The sequence below is a fragment of the Thermodesulfobacteriota bacterium genome, assembly GCA_040754335.1.
Classification (GTDB): Bacteria; Desulfobacterota_D; UBA1144; order Nemesobacterales; family UBA2774; genus 2-12-FULL-53-21.
In genome coordinates this window covers 75,836-95,381 of sequence record JBFMCV010000008.1, presented here as the reverse complement: position 1 = coordinate 95,381, position 19,546 = coordinate 75,836, and the positions used below count along the sequence as shown (strand labels likewise).

Below are 19,546 nucleotides of genomic sequence, written 5' to 3'. Positions count from 1 at the left end.
GCAGATTCTGCGCCTCAGGGCGAACGGGTTTCATTCGATTTATAGAATTATTGTACCTCCTCACCCTATTTTTCATTTTTCCGTTATCGCGAGGCAGTCCTAAAGCGACCTGCCGACGGGCGGAGCGTCTGAGTCGGAACTTCAGGCTATAAATTCCCCCGGTTCCTGACCCGTCCGGACACCCGGAAAATCATAAGATCCTTCTAAAACACTCTCTTTTGTGATATTGTTGTGTAAATATGATTAAAGGAGTATGGCGATGCTTACCTACATCAAAATAATTGGTGTTACGGCATTTATGCTCCTTACTTCATTATCCCCGTCGAATGCCGAGATAATTTTAGACGGGGTCAGTTCCAATCACCAGGAAGGCCTCTTCAATCAGGCACCCGTAAATATACCTTCAGGCAAACAGGGCGATTTCGAGATCATTACGTGCACGACCGCGTATGAAACCAACGCCTTTTTCGACCCCACGCCGGGAGTGTTTTCACTGCTCGATTCGGGCGGCTGCGGCGGAGTGGACAGTTGCGAGCTTGCTATCTGGACGAGACTCGACGAATCGGCGGGCGCATCCCAGATTTTCTGTAACTGGGACCTCAACACGAACGTTTTCGCCGCAGGGGCTTTAAGGTACTCGGGGGTGGACATAAACAACCCGATTGTAGACGTCGGATGCGAGACAGGGGTTGGACTGGTCGCCACGGCTCCCTCTATAAATACGCAACCGGGCTCCGAGGTCGTCTGGATCGTATCTCTGCTCAGGTATAACCTGATCCCGAAAGTTACCGCACAAGCCGAAAACGCATTGTTTGAGACTACGTCCTCTTCCGGCACCCAGACAATCGAGCTCTTCGCCGCCTCATCGACGTTTGAAGAGTCGGGGCCTACCGGGGAAGAAGAATTCCAGCTTGGGACCGAGTCAGACAACTGGAGGGCCTGCACGATCGCGCTCAGGGCGTTTCAGACAAATATCCCCACACTTTCCGAATGGGGCCTGCTTGCGGCTGCGGCGGGATTGATGCTGGTAGGCGTGTTCTTTGCTATTAGGAAAAGAAAGATCCAGGATGCATGACCCACGATGAATTTTCAACCCGTTCGTCCTGAGCTCGTCGAAGGATGAGCGGGTTGAATTAAGGGATGCTGAATATTTTGGTTTAATATACGAATAAGCAGCAAGTGATTCATATTAAGTATACAATCGGTATAAAAAATTCCGATTAACGGAGGATGGCGATGCAGAAGATTCTTAAGTCTATTCTTTATACTTTCCCTTTATTTCTTCTTTCCGTAACCGCTTCTCCCGCGGTCGTTCAGCTTGTCGACACGGAGTCGAGCGGCTTCAGGCTCGATATCGACAACAACATCACGAGCGGTATTATCGCGACAGGCTCGGGCTTCGAGGACGATTTCGAGGTCATAATGTGCGGTACGTTCTCTGACGGAAACAACTCGTTCCTCCCCCCCGCTCCCGACGGGTGGACCACTCTTGATACCGGGGAATGCGGAGGAAGCGAGCAATGTATACTCGGCATTTACGGGAGGTTCGACGGCTCGCCCGATTCCACGGACATCACATGCAGCTGGACCGATCCGACGGACGCTTTTTCGGCCGGCTCTTTCAGGTATCACGGGGTCGACCAGTTCGACCCGGTTATAGACGTATCATGCATCACGGGCGGCCCGCAAACAGCGGTCACCACGCCACCGTTTGAAGCGGATCCCGGCTCAGCCGTTATCATAGTCGCTCAGATCGGAAATCTGGATGTTGGTATGTTTTCCGTATCGCCCCAGGCAGTTCCGATCTTTCAGGGAGAGTTCTTTGCAATAGGAGGCAGCGAATTCGGCGAGCAATCAGCCACAATAGGGTTCAGCGCTTTATTCCCGAGCGGCGGGTCCATTCCCCAAATAGGTATTTTCCCCCCTGGTGATTATGACTGGAGGACCTGCGCTGTCGTATTAAGGGCCGCGCCGACGACGATACCCACGCTTTCCGAATGGGGGATGCTCGCGGCTGCCGCGGGATTGATGATTACGGGCGTGTACTTTGCGGTGAGGAGGAGAAGGGCAGTCAGAACCTAATATAGGAATTAACCGGGTTCCGCCCAGGCCGGCTATCGCCGGGGAGGAATCCGCATAAAATAAAACGAATTGAAGGAGGATGGTGATGTTGAAAAATTTAAAGACATTTCTTTATGCGGTTCCTTTATTACTGCTTTCCGTAACCGCTTCCCACGCGGTCGTCCAATTAGTCGACATCGAATCCACGGGAACGAGAATAGACATCGACGTCGATGTTACGCAGGGGGTTATCGCAACAGGCTCGGGATTCCCGGGGGATTTCGAGCTGTTAATGTGCTCCACGTACTCCGACGGTAATAATACGTTCCTCGATCCGGTCCCCGACAGCTGGTCGACGCTCGATGAGGGGGAATGCGGAGGAAACGAACAATGCATACTCGGTATATACGGCAGGTTCGACGGCTCCCCCGACTCCACGGATATCACCTGCAGCTGGACTGACCCTACTGACGCATTCGCCGCCGGGGCCTTCAGGTATAGGGGAGTAGACCCTGACAACCCGGTAATCGACGTCGCGTGCAATACAGGCGGGCCGAATGAATTGATCACCGCTCCCTCGGTCATCACCGAGTCGCGCTCCGCCGTGATCAGAGTGATTACACTGGGCTTTAATGTTTTCCAGAACCCTGTTGTCGAGCCCGATCAAGTCTTTGAGGGGGTATTCACCGCTCTAGGAATAAATAGTCAGTCCGGTGAATTTGTGCTAACGATCGGCGAGAGCTTTCTTTTTCTGGAAGGCGGACCCACCGGAGATCTTATTGTAGGTAGTGTTCCCGCCGACTGGAGAGCGTGCACCATAGCGCTCAGGATGGCCCCGACCAATATCCCGACGCTGTCGGAATGGGGGATGCTCGCGGCAGCGGCGGGATTGATGCTGGTAGGCGTGTTCTTTGCGGTGAGGAGGAGAAGGGCTGCGAGAGTGTAGGCCGCGTTTGAGGATCACAGCTCGCAGCAAATCTTTTCAAGCACAATTTCGCATCTCTCTTTGTTGTCATTCCCGACCTTGAACCATGTCCCGTACTGGATACGGGATCTATTCAGTATCTCGCATTATTCATGAGATTGCCGCTCTACGCTCGCAAAGACTGGCAGAGAATAGATCGCGCCAGGCCTGTCCCGGCCTGTCCTGAACTTGATTCAGGAACTTGATACGGGAATGGCGCCCCTATAGAAGAAAGATCAGGCGACGCCGTTAGTGCGGATGGATTCCAACACTGTGCGGACGCCGTAGAGGTCGTTAACGACGACGGCGTCTATCTCCCCGAGCACCTGCGAGTAGCTCTGCCTCGCCCTCCCGCCGACTATGATGGGGAGGCCCGGCAGGTAGCGCCTGAGCTTACGGAGCTCGCGCGCTACGAGAGGGTCGCTCTCGGGGTATATGAGGCTCAGGACGAGGGCCTTCGAGCCGTTATACGCCACGGCCCCGGCTATTTCCTCGGAAGGCAGGCTCGGCCCGAGGTAAGTGACGTTCCACCCCTCGCTCGCTGCCGCGACCGCCGCCGAAAGCGCTCCTAACTCGTGGACCTGGTCGGAAGGAGTGGTGACCACTACGTGCGGCGCGCCGGGGAATGTCTTCTGCAGGGCGAGGAGGCCGCCGAGGAAAGTCCTCACCGCCTGCGTCGCAAGGTGCTCGTGCGAAATCCTTAACTCCCCTTTCCTCCAGAGGTCGCCTATCCTCTCCATGATGGGCACGACGACCCTCTCGAGGAGCGCGTTCCTCCCGACCTCGGTCTCGACCGCTATCAGGATCTCCTCTAGCGATTTCCTGTCCATCCTCTCGACTGCTGCAAGGATACCGTCCATGTACGATTCGAAATCCCTGACGATCGAAAGGTCTCCCGCGGCGGGAGCCTGCCTGAAGGTTTCTACGGGTTTTCTGGACGGCATATCGATGACGTTCATCGCGCCCACTATCTCCTGGAGCTCCTCTTTCGAATACCCCGCCACCTGGCTTATCGGGTGCCCCGCGCCGGTAGCCTTTTGGAGGAGGGCGAGCCTCTCAATGTCGCTCTCCCTGTAGAACCTCCTGTTGTTGGAGTCCCTTCCAGGCGTGACTACTCCGTAACGCCTCTCCCATGCCCGTATAGCGTGGGGAGTGAGCCCCGTCATCCTGGAGGCCGCCTTCATGGAAAATTTCCTGGTCGAATCCTCACGGCTGCCCTGCATGGTGGTAATGTTATACACTTGTCTAAGGTATGTCAAGCATATGTAGAATATTTCATGTCAGGCTTGCATTATATTCGATAAGTTGATTAATAATGTATTGTAACCTGCCTGTCTTTTGTATGATAATTATGATTGTAGAGCCGTAAATGCAGTTTCAGGAGACCTGTTCCGACAATTCGGTCTCACCTGTGATGCTTGACATATATTAGACATCTATATAATATATTAGACAGCCATTAGACACCGTACCGTTGAGACCTGATCCGGCCATTATTTAATTGCATTTAATTTCGGGGCCGGATGAATCCCGGCCCTTGTAAATCGAGTCTAAAGGAATATATAAAGTATATAGAGAGAAGCAGGGGGGTATTAAAATAATGGACAACGAATTCGACAGGGGATATTTCTCCTCCGGGGATTACTCGGACGAGGATTTTTTCATCCAGCGCGGCAGGCTTGAAAACGCCTACGATACATTCAGGGAGCAGGAGGAAGCAGAGGCAGCTTCCCCCGCCAAAAAACGCAGGGAGAAGGAAAGGAAGTGGACCAAATACGAGGAGGAAAGGGTATTGCAGGTCTATTTCCGCGACTTGCTGACCGAGCCGCTTCTTACGCCCGACGACGAGAAAGAGCTAGGGGCCAAGATAAAGGAGTGCGAAAAGAAAGCCAGGAAGATTCAGAAGGACCTGGAGCGCCTCGCGGGCGGCAAGCTCAAAACGAAGCCCGAGATAGACAAAAACAGGCTCGACGCCACGATGAAGGTTTATTCGTATAAGGCGCAGGAGCTGAAGTCCAGGTTTATAAGATCGAACCTGCGGCTCGTAGTGAGCATTGCAAAGAGGCACCTCGGGAGAGGGCTTCCGCTCACGGACCTCGTCCAGGAGGGGAACCTCGGGCTCATAAGGGCGGTCGAGAAGTTCGACCACAGGAAGGGCTTCAAGTTCTCGACTTACGCCGCATGGTGGATTCAGCAGGCGCTTTCGAGGGCGATCGCCGAGAAGACGAGGACCATAAAGGTGCCCGTATACGTGCTCGAGCAGTCGGGAAAGGTATTCAGGGCGAAGTACGCTCTCGAAGATGAGCTCGGAAGGAAGCCCTACCCCGAAGAGATCGCCGAGAAAGCCGGCCTTTCGAGGGAGGTGGTCCAGGCCGTGCTCGACGGCACCGATAACGTCTTATCGCTCGACAAGCCTGTGACCGACGACAACGAAAAGACCTACGTCGACCTGATGCCCGACCTCGGGGAGGGACAGGAGTCCGCCGTATCCGACATAAGGATAAAGACGCTCCTCGACGAGTCCCTTTCGTCCCTCACGCCCAAGGAAGAGGAGATCGTCAGGATGAGATACGGGCTCGGGGAAGGGAAGATATACACGCTCGACGAGATAGGGAGCAAGTTCGGCGTCACCCGCGAGAGGATAAGGCAGATAGAGAAGGCTGCCCTCGAGAAGATATCGAAATCGGGGCTCGGCGAGATGCTCAAGGGGTATTTGTGAGGTTTACAGTCTGTCATTGCGAGCAAAGCGAAGCAATCTCATGAAAAAAGCGAGATTGCCACGGTCGCGATCCATAAACTAGTCCGGGACATGGTTCAGGACAGGCCAGCCGCGATTGGGTTATACCGAAAAGACGAGATTCCAGCAAGAGATGTTTATTTCCCCCTTTGTAAAGGGGGATTTAAAAATGGAAAACTAAATCCTCCCTAATTTGAATTTACTACCCACGTTACGCCGATTAAGGCATTTTATTGCCATTTATCAGTACCGACCAATTCCTCGTTTGCTCGGAATTGTCCTCCTTTTTCTAAGGAGGGAATTGAAGATGAAAGAATAGATTTCTCACTTGTTGCCAAGTCTGCACACGCTGCCTCGCAATAACAGAAAAAGTAATACATCCTTCGACAGGCTCAGGATGAACGGGTTTTGTTGATTGGATGAGTGAATGGTGTCACCCCCACCCTGACCCTGAAACGATCCCGGACCGGTGTCCGGGACATGGTTCAGGGCATGCCCTCCCCCCTCCTATGAGGGGAAGGGAAATAAAAATAGCGCTCCGTGCAGAGTGTAAATCGATACGCACCGCACATTGTGTGCCCGTCGTATTTTTTTGTAGAATCCGCCGAAGTTACAGAGTAGAATTGAAGGGACAGGCATTACGCGAAGGTCACCCCCGGCCTGTCACAGGGGATATTCCGCACAACCGGCTCAGGGGACGGATTCCGGCGCGCGAAGAGAGCGTGCGCCATTTGGATCGACATTTATTCGAGGAGGCATGGGACAGGACGGATGATACACGGCAGGTCTATTTTCTGGTTCAAGCGCGATCTCAGGACGGACGACAATACCGGGCTTCTGAACGCGGTGAGGGACAGCAGGGAGGTCATACCCCTCTACGTCCTCGAGGACTCGATCCTCGGAAAATACGCTGAAGGGAGCAAGAGGCTCGCGCTTTTCTCGGACGCGCTCCTGAGCTTAGACGCCGAGCTCAGGCGGCTCGGATCTTACCTGCTCGTGCTCAGGGGAAAGGCCGAGGAGATAATCCCCGCGCTCATCAATACTCAGAAAGCCGAGGCGGTGTACACGAACAGGGCGTACGGCTTCTCGGGAGTAAAGCGCGACCTCGGGGTCGAACACCAGTGCAGACTCCACGGGACCGTGTTCAGGAAGTACGACGACACGTTCCTCGTCCCCCCTCACGAGATAGACCAGAGAAAGGTGTTTAACGCCTTCTACGGCATATGGCAGGGCAAGCAAAAGAACGCTGCTGCGGACGCGCCCCAGAAGATAAGCTCGCCTCCCATACCGTCCGCCCCCGCTGAAAACATGCTCCGTGACCTCCCCGGGGCTGAGAACAGGCACTGGCCTCCCGATTTTGCGGTCACCAGGCTCAGGGACTTCAATTTCGGCGACTACGGCGTGACGAGGGACTTCCCTTACTTGGACGGGACGTCCAGACTCTCGCCGTATCTGAGGTTCGGCATAGTATCAGTGAGGAGGGTCTACGAGGCGGCAGTCTCGGCCGCGACCGACCCGAACCCATACGTATCGGAGCTCGCGTGGAGGGAGTTCTGGTACCACATCATGCACAACTTCCCCGAGACGAGGAGCCTCGAGTTCCAGGAAAAGAGGCGGAACATAAAGTGGATTAACAGCGAGAAGTGGTACGACGCCTGGCGCGAGGGCCGCACGGGTTACCCTATCGTGGACGCGGGAATGAGGCAGCTCAGGGAAGAGGGCTGGATGCATAACCGGCTCCGGATGATAGTGGCGTCGTTCCTGACGAAGGACCTCATCACCGACTGGAGGTGGGGGGACAGGCACTTCTTCGAGCACCTGGTCGACTACGACGAGACAGTGGACATAGGCAACTGGCAGTGGTCGGCGTCCTGCGGGGCCGACCCCAAGCCGTTCCGCATTTTTAACCCGATACTCCAGTCGGAGAACTACGACCCGGAGTGCCTCTACATAAAAAAATACATACCCGACCTCGCCTCGGTGGAACCGGAAAAGATCCACAACCCGCTCACGTACAAGCTCCCCTACCCGAGGCCCATCGTGAACCACTACGAGATGAGGAACCTCGCGCACGAGGCGTATTCCGGGGGGCGCATAGACGACGATTACATCTCGCAGATCAAGAAGGACACGGGGCTCCCCTGACCCCGCATGCCTGTTCGGCTCCTCTCCCCTCTTCTCCCCTCCCCTCTCGGGCAGACCGGCCGCTAGGGATTTCCAGGACAATTTGCTAAACTAAGAAATAAGCCATGGCCCTGTCAGTGCTCATGACATACGAGCCCCTCGACAAGACGGGGGAAAAATACGATTACTGGCGGAGCTACATCTCCTTTTACGAGAGGTTCAAGGACGGCCCGGCTACGCCCAATACGGCGTGGTACGGGAGCGAGTACAGCGCGTTCAGGGAGTCTCTCTCGAAGGAGCTCGGCATCGACAAGGACATGATAGAGGACTGCTTCTTCATGAAGGACGAAGAGGGGAAGTACTATCTCACGCCCGTGGGCTCAAAGGCGAACCCCAATATATTCAGCGCCGAGAATTTCATTCCGCTCGAATGGTTCCTCATGTACGACGGAACGGAGAAGAAGTACTTTTTCACGCACACGGGGTTCGGGGCCGTCAGGCAGGACGCCATCTATTACAAGACCAGGGTGGGGACCGCGCTCGGGAGGCTGAACGCGGCCGTGAACGACATAGACGCCTTCCTCGCCTCGCCGGGCGCCGCGGGCAGCCCTACGCTCTCGGGCATATTGAGCGACCTCGGCTCGGGGGCCGGCAACCTGAGGCACTGGCTTTCGGGATTCGACCCGGAGAGCTTCGTGCTCCTCAATTACGGAGAGATAACATCGCGCATAGAGCCTGAGCAGATAAGGACCGAGGACTCGGTCTCGGAGCTATGGCTCGTGCTGACGCTCGCCAGGGAGGGGAGCGCCGAGGACGCCGAGAAGGTGCTCGCGATGCTGCTCTCCAGGTGGGAGGCGATAAACCGCTCGCTTGCCCCTGAGGATGAGAAGAGGCCGACGACGCTTCAGTAGTAGATTCGAAAAGAGATTATAAAGCTAAATCCTCCCTATCCCTCCTTTAGTTACTGAAACAATACTGAAACCTGTTCAGGACATGGTTCAGGACAAGCGGAGGGAATAAAATACAACCGGTTCGTCCATCCCGGGCAGGAGCCCGTCCTGAGTTTATTGAAGTATTGAAGGATAGAAAAGCCGTGCGCATCCGAGAGCTTTACTGTAAGATTTATAAGAGTCGTCATCAGCAGAACACCGCATAATGTAAAATGAGAACCTTTCCCAAACCCGTAGTCGTCGCGAGCAGGTGTTTCGAGTTCGACGCTTGCAGGTACAACGGACAGACTATCCCCGATAACTTCGTCGGGGCCCTGAAACGCTGGGTGGAGTTCAGGCCCGTATGCCCGGAGCTGGAAATAGGCCTCGGCGTACCCCGCGACCCCGTGAGGATCGTGAGCAAGGGCGGCGAGAGGAGGCTCATTCAGCCCGCGACAGGGAGGGACCTCACGGCGCTCATGCGCGGGTTCTCCGCGAGGTTCCTGGGCGGGCTGACGGAAGCGGACGGGTTCATACTCAAGAGCCGCTCGCCTTCGTGCGGGTTAAGCGACGCGAAGGAATTCCCCGGCCCCTACGGCGAGGTAGCGTCGGGCAAGGGGGCGGGTTTCTTCGCAGGGGCCGTGCTGGAGAGGTTCCCGGGGCTTGCCGTCGAGGACGAGGGGCGGCTCAGGAATTTCCGCATCAGGGAGCATTTCCTGACCAAGCTCTACACGCTTGCCCGCTTCAGGGGAGTGAAAAATGCGGGCACGGCGAGCGCCCTCATAAACTTCCACACCGAGAACAAGCTCCTCCTCATGTCGTACAGCCGGAAAGAGCTGAGGACGCTCGGAAGAATAACAGCTAATTCCGATGAGAAGCCGCCCGGAGAGGCTATCGCGGCGTACGGGGAGAGGCTCGGGCACGCGCTCGCATCGCCCCGGAAGCGGCCGTCATCGATAAACGTCCTCATGCACGCCCTCGGATATTTCTCCGACAGGCTCACCGGGAGGGAAAAGGCCCATTTCCTTGACCTCCTCGCTGCGTACAGGGAGGAGAGGATACCGCTTTCGGCTGTCCTCGCCGTGCTCGAGTCCTGGGTGATAAAATACGAGCAGGAATACATGGGACGCCAGACCTTTTTCGAGCCTTACCCGCGGGCCCTCACGGAGCTCCCGGATTCGGGCAACGGGAGAGATTTCTGAGCCCCAGTCCCGTCCTCTATCCGCTGTAAACACTTGATAATACCGAACGCCGCCGCTCTCAATGTTTAATGTATTTACAACACTATTACGTTTTGCTATCATGTGGATGGAGGCGGTGGGTTTTACAAATTGTAAAAACCTTAGAGGGGGTATTCGCCATGAGACGCGTATTCATAGCCTTTTCGTACGTCTTATTGCTTGCGTCCGCAAGCGCTTTGTATTCAGCAGATGCCTTTGCACAGTTAAGGTGCAACGGGTTTTTCGTTACGATCGTCGGCTCGCCATTCGGCGACGTCATATTCGGCACCCCGGGCCCGGACGTGATCCACGGGCTGGGCGGGAACGACGAGATATACGGCCTCGGGAGTAACGACGTAATATGCGGAGGAGCCGGCCACGACACGATAAGAGGCGGTGCAGGCCACGACCAGGTATTCGGGCAAGGCGGGAACGATACGTTATTCGGCCAGGCCGGGCACGACTTCATCCTGGGCGGCCTCGGCAACGACACTCTGAGAGGCAATAACGGCAACGATACCTTGAACGGAGCAGGCGGAACCGACGACTGCGACGGCGGCGCGGGCGTAAATAACATAAACAACTGCGAGAACGGATTCGTATGCCAGAGCCCGCCCCTCACCACGAACTTCAGCAACATCGGCGTGTTCTTCGTCGACCCGTTCAACGCGATACTCGTCGGCCTCACCTCGAACGGGTTCGACGTATCGTTGGTGCTTACGGACATCCCGTTCAACGGCGCGATACTAGGGTTAGGCGCTTTCGCCACGTCCTCCACTCACTGCATAGTGGATTTCGGGGTCTTCGACACGGACTTCGACGGGAGCCTCCTTGACGAGTTGATATTCAACGCCTCTGGAATCTGCGACCTGGTAGTCAACAGGACCGTGATTTTCGTTGACAACGTCGTCGTGGCGGGCGAGCCGCTCGGGTTCAATATAACTGGGGAGTGCTCGGATATAGTTTTCCTGAGCACTACGGCCGTCAAAGGGGAGGCGCCTTCGACTGACGACATGACCTCTGCTCTCATAGATGCCGCGGCGGTCGTCGCCGAAGACCTGACCGATGAGCTCCGGAGCGAGAGCGATGACAGCGGGTCGGGATCGATAATGGACTTTCAGCAGGATCTGGAAGAGTAGAGTTCAAACGGACAAGATAAAGCGGGGCCTTGCTCGTGCGGGGCCCCTTCCCTACGCTATACACGGTCCTGCTTTTACATCAAGCAGTGGCCGCCGGGTTGCATAAATCATCCGGATGAGAACAAATCCGTACATATGAGCTGACAACCCTTTTTTTCAGTCATCGCGAGGCTGCCTGTCCCGAACCCTGTCCTGAGCCAGTTTCAGGATTGTTTCAGGATCCAGGCCGTGGCGATCTATCATTTTCTGGAGATTGCCGCGTCTCTTCGCTCCTCGCAATGACAGGAAGGGGAGAATTGCGCGCAGGGTTTACCCTCGTCAGGACGAACGGGTTTTGTCGGCCGTATGGAGAAGAGACGGAAGAAACGTATATGAGCGCAGATTCCGCACCTCAGTGCGGACGGGTTGGATTTCGTTGCCGGTTCGAGCCGGGAAGGTTGGGAAGAATCGTAGAACACACACTTTGTGTGCTAAAATTTTGAGGGAAATTATGGAATAATATGTTACATTTTTAGAGTGCAGGGGAGAATGATGAGAAAGATATTCTTTATAATTCCGTTCCTTATACTGGCAGGGTGCGGCCAGAAGAGCGTATATATTCCAAAATCATACAGGACAAAGAAGGCCGACTCGTCGGAGACGGGGAAAGACGATAAGGAAGGGGCGATAGTAACGTCCGGCGAGACGGATCAGGAGACGAATTTCAACGCCCCCTACGACAGGGTATTCAGCGCGGCCGTGGAGAGCGTACAGTTCCTCAAGTGGCCGGTCGCGTTCGTCGAGCAGCAGGACGGCTCGATACGCCTCCAGGAAGCGTATGTTTACAAAAAGGGCGGAAAGCTGTTCAGGTCGTACACATACCCTTCGAGGTCGGATACGAGCAACTCCAACGTAAACTATTACCTGGAAAAGGTAGCCAAATACACGCCGGGCACAGCCGATACGATATTCACACAGGAGAACCTCAAGATCAAGGTGACCAAAGTGTCCGACAGCGTCACCGGGGTCAAGATAGATTATTCGATAAGGCCTTACACGCTTGCGGGGACCATAGGGTACGAGGTGATGTCGAACGGCTACATCGAGTCCATCATCCTCGACCACATGAAGGACATCATCGGCGGAAAGCCCGTGGCGATGAGCAGGTGATGACAACGCTCCTCGTCGCGCTCGGCATACTCGCCTCGTTCGGGGCGCTCTTCTGGCTCGACAGATATTACAAGGATGACGGGAATGGCAGGGAGAATCACGGCCCTGACGAGCCTGACGGAGAGGATAAGGATTCAGCCTCGGGGCCCGTGTAAACCTAGATGGAATCGGGCGGTCTAGGGTTTATACAACCCCATCTTCGTGATTATATCGTCCATGTTCCCGTGTGCGGTCTCGTAAGCCCTCTTCGTCCCTTCCCTTAGCACGTCCCTCACGTAATCGGGCCTGTTCTCGAACTCCCGCCTCCTCTCGCGTATCGGCTCGAGGAGCTCGTTTATCGCGCGCGAGAGCTTCTTCTTCACCTCGACGTCGCCGACGCTTCCGGTCCTGTACCTCTGCTTGAGGTCCTCAACCTCTTCCTTGTTCGTGTTGAACGCGTCGTGGTATATGAAGACGGGATTGCCCTCTACGGTGCCGGGGATGTCGGCGCGTATGCGCTTGGGGTCGGTGTACATGCTCCTCACGCGGGCCTCGACCTCTTTCGGGCTGTCGGAGAGGTATATGCAGTTGTCGAGGCTCTTCGACATCTTCCTGTTGCCGTCGGTCCCCACGAGGCGCGAAGTCTCGCTTATGACGGGCTCGGGCTCCTTGAAGAACTCGCCGTAGAGGAAGTTGAAACGCCTGGCCAACTCGCGCGTGAGCTCGACGTGGCTAAGCTGGTCCTCGCCCACGGGGACCTTCTCGGCCTTGAACATGAGTATGTCGGCCGCCATGAGGACGGGGTATCCGAGCAGGCCTACGGAGTAGTTTTCGCCGACCCCCATGTCTTGCACCTTTTCCTTGAGAGTTGGTATCCTCTCGGCGCGGGGGACGCCGCAGAACATGGCGAGTATGGCGTAGAGCTCGGCGATGTAGGGTATCTGCGACTGTATGTAGAACGTGGACTTCGCCGGGTCCATCCCGACCGAAAGCCAGTCCGTGACCATCTCTATCGTGTTGCGCTCGACCTCGCCTACCCTGTCGTAATGGGTCGTGAGCATGTGGAGGTCGGCCACGAGGAAATAGCAGTCGTAGTCGTCCTGGAACTTTATGCGGTTCAAGAGAGAGCCTACCAGGTGCCCCAGGTGGAGCCTCCCTGTGGGCCTGTCCCCCGTGACCAGAATCGGTTTACCCTTAGACATGAGCTCGATACTCCTTCTCTTTTATCCGGCTGATTTGGGGGATTAATATACATGGAAGGGAGAGAAAAGTGGAGGAAGGGGAAAGGGTTTGAAATGATTGGACGCATGGGATTGACGAATAACGGGTTTGAAATGGTATAATTACCGCATGACCAGACGTGAAATTATCGACAATCTAAGGAACCTCAGGGAAGAAGCGTCCAGGAATTACAAGGCTGAGATCCTGGGAATCTTCGGCTCATATGCTAGAGACGATCACCGTGCGGGAAGCGACCTCGACGTGCTTGTCAGGTTCAAAAAAGGGGCCTCCTTATTCGAACTGTCCGGATTGACTGAATATCTGGAAGAAAAACTGAATATCAAGGTAGATGTCCTTTCCGAAAAAGCCATCCGCAGCGAGATCAGGGACAAGATACTGTCCGATACTGTTTATTTATGAGCAGGGACTCAACGCTCTTTCTCCACGATATCTTAGAATCCTGCAATCACATCGTGGAATTCATAAAAGAACATAATTTAGAAGACTTCAATATAGATGAAAAAACATCGAGCGCTGTCATAAGAAAACTTGAGATTATCGGCGAGGCGGCAAAACGTGTTCCGGATGATATAAAATTAAAATATAGAAATGTTCCCTGGAAAGACATGGCGGGTATGAGAGATAATTTAACGCATGCTTATTTCGGCATTGATTATGATCTCGTATGGCAAACCATTACTAACAATATCCCGCAGCTCATCAAAGATATTACAAAAATTCTCGATGACCTTAAAAGTGAATAGCATCCCGAAACTTTGAACTCCAACGCAAAGAAGCAAATCTTCTCCATCGGCCACTCGAACAGGGCGCTCGATGAATTCCTCGGAATCCTGAAGCGTTACGGCATAGAGGCGCTGGCCGACATAAGGAGCTATCCGCGCTCGAGGCGGAACCCGCATTTCGACAGGGAGGTGCTTGAGAAAGAGCTCCCCGCGCACGGCATAGAGTACGTATGGATAAACGAGCTCGGCGGGCTCAAGGAGTGGGGATACGAGGGGTACATGGGCACGCCCGGGTTCGAATACGGTCTAAACACTCTCGAAGCGCTTGCGTCGGGGAAAAGTACGGCCTTCATGTGCGCAGAGCTAGACTGGAGAAGATGCCACAGAAGCTTCATCTCTCATGCGCTCCACTTGCGCGGGTGGGACGTCGTTCACATATACGACGCAAAGGAGTCCGAGACACATTCGGGCCTATTTTGATTTCTGCGGGGGATTCGCTATAGGAGGCGCCGCCTTCTTCGCCGCGGCCGGGTCGTAACCGCAGACGAAATCCGCAATGTGCCTGCTGACCGACTTCGCGGGTATCTCGCTCGTGTTCGTGGCGATGTTCTCCATGAACACCATGCGCCCGAGGGCGTCGTAGAACTTGGAGGACTTGTACGAATAGGTATTTTTCGCGCAGTCTATCGCGGACGAGATAACGACCTCCCTGTAGACGAGCCCGTCGGAGTCCCTCTGGTCTTCATCGAATACGAGCTTGCTCCACGAATACACCTCGCCGTCTATCGTCTGGATCGTGGAAGTGTCGACGTAGACTTCGAACTCCCTCTCCGAGTTCACGTCGGTCACGAGGCGCCATGAGTCGTCGTCGCGGGATGCCGCCGCCACGTGCGAGCCCGGCGGCATCAGACCGTGAGCCTCGGCGTCCTCAGGCGCCGCGGACCTGGAATCTCGCCCGCCCTCGGCGGCGGAGGCCCCCGGGGTTACTGCGTCCGTATTGACCGCAGGCTCAGCTGATTCCCTGGCGGCGCACGAGACGATAGCGGCAGCCGTCAGGAAGACCATAATGAGCGGATTGGGCTTGAGCTCTCTATATGACGGGATGCGCTCCGTGATTTTGTGAAACAGGTTCCTGATCAGCGTAAGGGGCATGTTCATCTGGATAATCCTCGCACGGCAGATTGGTGTAACGGCAGGGGCCGGGGCCTGAGCGTCCCTGCCCGGTCGTCCCTCCGGTACGATCTCCATCGGGTCGCTTAATTTTTACTATCCGGGGCCGGGGAAGGCGTGCCCGTCTTCTCGGGCTCGCTCTTCATCATGGTGCGCGTCATCGAACGCGGCTGTCTATTCTTCCTCATCTGGACGAGGCTGTCCCGGTATCTGGTAACAGACTTGTTTAACTCCACATAATTTTCCTTGCCTATCGCGTCCCTGAGAGAGACGAGCGCGTCGACGTACATATCCGAGACCTTTTTGTCGAGCGCGTCCGATTTCGCGATCTCTTCCTTCACCTTGGCAGGGTCGAAGGACGGGTCTCCGAGCATCTTCATGACTTTCATATCGGCCTTGCGCAGATCACTCTCGTCCCTGGACATGGGGTACATGTAATCATCGCGGAGCTTCGATACTTTTGCCTTCTGGTCGTCGCTGATATCCATCTTCAGCGCGCCCGAAATCATGTCGCTCAGTATCCCCGCGTACCTGCCCATCATGTAAGAGCTCGACTTCAGGGAATAACTGCGGCTGGTTATGTTCATCTGCTGACGGTTATTATCCTGGGCGTAAGAAGCCCCCGCCGTAAGTAGTGCGATAATTAAAGAAAGTACTGCCGGTCTCATTAAAACTACCTCCGTTATGTGGTATGCCGGTATAGTTTAACCTAAACCGGGACGGTTTTCGTCAGATATTTTATCCGGCGGCGGTGACGATCCCGCGACTGTCATGGGAAGGACTTCGCCCTTCCGGACTATAGAAACGTCGCCGGGAGCCTGGTTATCCGCTCGATCCTCCCTTCGCTTACGTTCAGCCGCGACAGGTAGTATTCGGTCGGGGAGACGGCGCCCTCTCCTCTCTTCTGGAAAGCCGCCGAGCAGTAGAGCTCGCTCCCGTCGGCGCTCGAGCCGTGTAGGGTGCTTATCCATATTTTCTCGGGCCCTCCGTTTACTCCCGCCCCTCCGCTCGCGGCGATTACGTCCGCATCCCCCGACCTGAGATCTATGCGCTGAATTGAGTGCCACTCGTACCCGTCGAAACCGCCCTCCTTCATGCCGACGCGCATCACGTTAGCGAATACGTGCGGGGAGGAAGGGCACAGCACCGGGTCCTCGAAGCTGAGGCGATCGTCCGAAGGGGTGAGCCTCACATACATGTCGTTCGGGATGCGGCGCGCCCAGAGGCTCTTGAGCCCGTAACCGTTCCCGATGCCCCTGAAGAAATGCGCGAGCAGGGTCTCCGAATGGGGATCGTAGAAGAGCTGGAGGAAGCTGCTTTCGCCGGATATACCGAGACTATCCCAGTTTATGAGCATTCATCACCCTCGTTACGAATTAAAAGTTTGAGATTCTTCGTCCCCGTCACGGAAGCACCACTCGCCGACTGTTGCATGTGAGTACAAGGACAAGAACATTATTAACATTATTATCGGCTTTGTAAAGTATTAATTAAGGAGGGAGCGCAGTGCCACGGTAACGGCGGGGTTATCGGGAAGTGACGAGATTTCCGTACCGGACTTTGGGGGGGCTTGTGATCATAAATGTAGGAGCGGCTTTCCTGAAACAGGCCTGTGCTGAACTTGATTCAGTATTCTGGACAGGCCAGCCGCGATATAATCAAATTTAAAAATGGGAATGACAGGAAGATTAAGGTACACCCTCACCCTTCACCTGATTTGGTTAAAGCGGCATTGAGCCTGAAGCTGATTAGCTACATAAGCTTCGTTGTAAGTCCGACCGGTTCCTGCGCACGCTCGGAACCGTTCCCTCAAGGGAGAGGGAAATTTTCTGATTCAGCATTTCAGCGTCTTATTCGGGAAGATTCGTGTTTAATTGCAGCCTAAGTCACGGAGTGAGGACGACCTTTATGGCGTTCTCGGCCTTGGAGTCCATGAGCTCGTACCCCCTGGGCGCTTCGGTGAGCGGGAGGTCGTGCGTGATGACCGCCGTCGGATCGATCTTGCCGGTCTCTATGAGCGGCAGGAGCTTCCTTATATAGTTCTTCGCCGGGCATACTCCGCCCCTGAACGTGAGGTCCTTGAGGTAGAAATCGAGCATGGGAATGGGGAGCTCCTGGAACATGAACCCGATGAACGATATGGTGCCTCCGGGCCTTGCGATCTTTATCGCGTCGAGCACGGCCTGGTTGGACCCGATGCATTCGAGAGCGACATCGACCCCTTCCCCGTTCGTGAGCCCCAGTATCTTGTCCACGGCGCTTTCGTTCTTCGAGTTAATTACCGCATCCGCTCCCATCTTCTTGGCTATATCGAGCCTGTAATCGTGACGGCCGACGGTAATCAATTTCGAAGGCCCGAACAGCTTTGCGGAGGCGGTCGCGAGAAGCCCGAGAGGCCCGTCGCCGAATACGGCGACCGTGTTACCGGGATTTATCTTCCCCCACTCGGCGCAGAAATACGCTGTCGAGAATATATCGCCCAAAAAGAGCACCCTCTCGTCGGCGAGGCTTACGGGAACCTTTTCGAGAGTAGTGTCGGCGAAAGGCACCCTCACGTACTCGGCCTGTCCTCCCCAGAAACCTCCGAGCGCCTCGCCGAACCCGAAGCACCCTCCCCCTCCCCTGCACGATGTCGGGTAGCCGTTAAGGCAGTTGACGCAGTGCCCGCAGCTCACCCAGAAAGGAGCCACGACCTTATCGCCCTTTTTGAAATACTTGACCCCCTTTCCGACTTCCTCAACTACTCCCATGAACTCGTGGCCGACGATGAAGCCGTCGTCGAGCGGGATGCCGCCCCTGTAGAAATGCAGGTCTGAGCCGCAAATGGCGCTCTTTGTTATCCTGAGTATTACGTCGTTGTCCGATTTCATGACCGGGTCGGGGGCCGTCTCGACCCTTACGTCTCTCGCTCCGTGGTAGACTGTTGCTTTCATGTGAAGTCCTCCGTAGTTTCTATGATATTAATTAATCCTGAACGAGTTTGCCACTATTATGAATCATTAGCGACTCCACCTCGGCATGGATATAGAAAAGAAATTCTCAACTCCAGTTGAGTCGTGTGTTGGTGCTCCGATACTCTAATCTATAATCTTACAGGATCCGCCATTCGGCGTAATTTTGTGATATCGCGTAATGGTGGTTCGCCAAACAAACGACTGTACTCGCGGCTGAACTGGGATTGGCTCTCATAACCAACCCGAAAAGCCGCGGTCCCTGAATCTATACGCTCTGCGAGCATTAGCCGCCTCGCTTCGTTTAAACGTAATCGTTTTTGAAATTGAAGTGGGCTAATAGCCGTAAGCGCTTTGAAGTGATGATGGAATGTAGATGTACTCATATGGACTTGAGCTGCTAGATCATCTATATGCAATTGTTGAGTGAAGTTATTCCTCAGCCAATCGATAGCCTGTGATATCTCGCGACTCCGGCTTTCCTCAGACACGATATGGCGCAAACGAGCCCCCTGATCACTCACAAGTAGACGGTATATAATTTCCCGCTGGATGATCGGTGCAAGAATCGGGATATCCATCGGCTCTGAAAGCAAGTCGATCAACCGTTGAAAGGCGTTGAGCAATGGCAACGTGACTTCACCGACTACCAGTCCACGGCTTGGTTGCTGCAAACGCGACGGTGGAAAATCACACTCTGCCATTAGTCGTGAAATCTCTCGCAGATCAAGTTTCAACATGAGCCCCATGTAGGGCTTTTCCCGGCTCGCCTTGATAATCTGCACAGATGTTGGTAGATGAAGGGACGATATCAAAAAATTGCGCGAGTCATACACATACGTGTCTGCTCCTAGCAGTACGCGTTTGGCTCCCTGTGCTATCAAACAAACGCATGGCTCATATATATGGCTCTTAAGCTCCATGGGTCCGAACAGGCGATAAAAAGACAAGGTTGGAATTGCGGTCTCAAGCTGGTCACCGGTAAAGGTCAAACGGGCGATGCTGCTTGCAAACACCTTCCGCATATCTTCCATGCTGTTTGCCTCACTCATTTTACAAAGATTATCAAAAGACACACGGTTTCACAACATGATTCTCTTGAGTTTCGGACTATTAGGCAAAAAATAAGCAGAATCTGTCTACATAACCATATTCCCGG

At 54.7% G+C, this 19,546-nt stretch carries 20 protein-coding genes; 13 read left to right on the top strand and 7 right to left on the bottom strand.

Going from position 1 to position 19,546, the window contains the following annotated elements; genetic code table 11:
• Positions 1–253 precede the first annotated feature (253 nt).
• The 3 genes from AB1598_14380 (at position 254) to AB1598_14370 (ending at position 3,007) form a co-directional block, all read left to right on the top strand.
• Positions 254–1,075: an IPTL-CTERM sorting domain-containing protein gene (locus AB1598_14380; protein ID MEW6146196.1), complete on the top strand. Its 822-nt coding sequence runs from the start codon at positions 254–256 to the stop codon at positions 1,073–1,075.
• Positions 1,076–1,236: 161 nt separating this feature from the next.
• Complete coding sequence (locus AB1598_14375) at positions 1,237–2,082, top strand: hypothetical protein (GenBank protein MEW6146195.1); 846 nt, start codon at positions 1,237–1,239, stop codon at positions 2,080–2,082.
• Between the two features lie 85 nt (positions 2,083–2,167).
• On the top strand, positions 2,168–3,007 hold the full coding sequence (locus tag AB1598_14370) for a hypothetical protein (GenBank protein MEW6146194.1): 840 nt from the start codon (positions 2,168–2,170) through the stop codon (positions 3,005–3,007).
• A 254-nt stretch (positions 3,008–3,261) separates the two neighbouring features.
• Here AB1598_14370 and AB1598_14365 read toward each other — a convergent pair whose 3' ends face one another.
• Positions 3,262–4,209 (bottom strand): MerR family transcriptional regulator, encoded by a 948-nt coding sequence (locus AB1598_14365; GenBank protein ID MEW6146193.1) that lies wholly within the window; start codon positions 4,207–4,209, stop codon positions 3,262–3,264.
• 416 nt (positions 4,210–4,625) lie between these two features.
• On the opposite strand from AB1598_14365, the gene AB1598_14360 reads away from it, so the two are divergent.
• From AB1598_14360 to AB1598_14330, 7 genes are all read left to right on the top strand, one after another.
• The gene (locus tag AB1598_14360; protein ID MEW6146192.1) at positions 4,626–5,744 is read left to right on the top strand and encodes a sigma-70 family RNA polymerase sigma factor; all 1,119 of its coding nucleotides are present in this window, start codon (positions 4,626–4,628) and stop codon (positions 5,742–5,744) included.
• A gap of 789 nt (positions 5,745–6,533) precedes the next feature.
• Complete coding sequence (locus tag AB1598_14355) at positions 6,534–7,907, top strand: deoxyribodipyrimidine photo-lyase (protein ID MEW6146191.1); 1,374 nt, start codon at positions 6,534–6,536, stop codon at positions 7,905–7,907.
• Positions 7,908–8,011: 104 nt separating this feature from the next.
• A complete protein-coding gene (locus AB1598_14350) occupies positions 8,012–8,797 on the top strand; it encodes a hypothetical protein (GenBank protein MEW6146190.1) in 786 nt (261 codons plus the stop codon).
• A gap of 251 nt (positions 8,798–9,048) precedes the next feature.
• Positions 9,049–10,017 carry a DUF523 and DUF1722 domain-containing protein gene (locus AB1598_14345; GenBank protein ID MEW6146189.1) on the top strand — a complete coding sequence of 323 codons (969 nt, stop codon included), beginning with the start codon at positions 9,049–9,051 and terminating at the stop codon, positions 10,015–10,017.
• A 158-nt stretch (positions 10,018–10,175) separates the two neighbouring features.
• Positions 10,176–11,174: a calcium-binding protein gene (locus AB1598_14340; GenBank protein ID MEW6146188.1), complete on the top strand. Its 999-nt coding sequence runs from the start codon at positions 10,176–10,178 to the stop codon at positions 11,172–11,174.
• Positions 11,175–11,702: 528 nt separating this feature from the next.
• Positions 11,703–12,323 (top strand): hypothetical protein, encoded by a 621-nt coding sequence (locus AB1598_14335; GenBank protein ID MEW6146187.1) that lies wholly within the window; start codon positions 11,703–11,705, stop codon positions 12,321–12,323.
• Positions 12,323–12,478 carry a hypothetical protein gene (locus AB1598_14330; protein MEW6146186.1) on the top strand — a complete coding sequence of 52 codons (156 nt, stop codon included), beginning with the start codon at positions 12,323–12,325 and terminating at the stop codon, positions 12,476–12,478. Before AB1598_14335 ends, AB1598_14330 begins: the two co-directional genes overlap by 1 nt.
• A 21-nt stretch (positions 12,479–12,499) precedes the next feature.
• Here AB1598_14330 and trpS read toward each other — a convergent pair whose 3' ends face one another.
• On the bottom strand, positions 12,500–13,504 hold the full coding sequence (gene trpS, locus AB1598_14325) for a tryptophan--tRNA ligase (protein ID MEW6146185.1): 1,005 nt from the start codon (positions 13,502–13,504) through the stop codon (positions 12,500–12,502).
• A 148-nt stretch (positions 13,505–13,652) separates the two neighbouring features.
• Between trpS and AB1598_14320 the strand changes: the two genes are divergently transcribed.
• Genes AB1598_14320 through AB1598_14310 form a run of 3 tightly spaced genes read left to right on the top strand, consistent with a single transcriptional unit; the run spans position 13,653 to position 14,746 of the window.
• Positions 13,653–13,943, top strand: a complete 291-nt coding sequence (locus AB1598_14320) for a nucleotidyltransferase family protein (GenBank protein MEW6146184.1) — start codon at positions 13,653–13,655, stop codon at positions 13,941–13,943.
• Positions 13,940–14,287: a DUF86 domain-containing protein gene (locus AB1598_14315; protein MEW6146183.1), complete on the top strand. Its 348-nt coding sequence runs from the start codon at positions 13,940–13,942 to the stop codon at positions 14,285–14,287. The genes AB1598_14320 and AB1598_14315 overlap by 4 nt, the downstream gene beginning before the upstream one ends.
• 12 nt (positions 14,288–14,299) lie before the next feature.
• Complete coding sequence (locus AB1598_14310) at positions 14,300–14,746, top strand: DUF488 domain-containing protein (GenBank protein ID MEW6146182.1); 447 nt, start codon at positions 14,300–14,302, stop codon at positions 14,744–14,746.
• On the opposite strand, the gene AB1598_14305 is transcribed toward AB1598_14310, so the two are convergent.
• From AB1598_14305 to AB1598_14285, 5 genes are all read right to left on the bottom strand, one after another.
• The gene (locus AB1598_14305; protein MEW6146181.1) at positions 14,738–15,424 is read right to left on the bottom strand and encodes a surface-adhesin E family protein; all 687 of its coding nucleotides are present in this window, start codon (positions 15,422–15,424) and stop codon (positions 14,738–14,740) included. The two genes, AB1598_14310 and AB1598_14305, sit on opposite strands and share 9 nt — an antisense overlap.
• Positions 15,425–15,522: 98 nt before the next feature.
• The gene (locus AB1598_14300; GenBank protein MEW6146180.1) at positions 15,523–16,104 is read right to left on the bottom strand and encodes a hypothetical protein; all 582 of its coding nucleotides are present in this window, start codon (positions 16,102–16,104) and stop codon (positions 15,523–15,525) included.
• 128 nt (positions 16,105–16,232) lie between these two features.
• Complete coding sequence (locus AB1598_14295) at positions 16,233–16,793, bottom strand: hypothetical protein (GenBank protein MEW6146179.1); 561 nt, start codon at positions 16,791–16,793, stop codon at positions 16,233–16,235.
• Positions 16,794–17,322: 529 nt separating this feature from the next.
• Positions 17,323–18,369: an alcohol dehydrogenase gene (locus tag AB1598_14290; GenBank protein MEW6146178.1), complete on the bottom strand. Its 1,047-nt coding sequence runs from the start codon at positions 18,367–18,369 to the stop codon at positions 17,323–17,325.
• 149 nt (positions 18,370–18,518) lie between these two features.
• Entirely contained in the window at positions 18,519–19,421 is a 903-nt protein-coding gene (locus AB1598_14285) for an AraC family transcriptional regulator (GenBank protein MEW6146177.1), read from the bottom strand.
• Positions 19,422–19,546 lie beyond the last annotated feature (125 nt).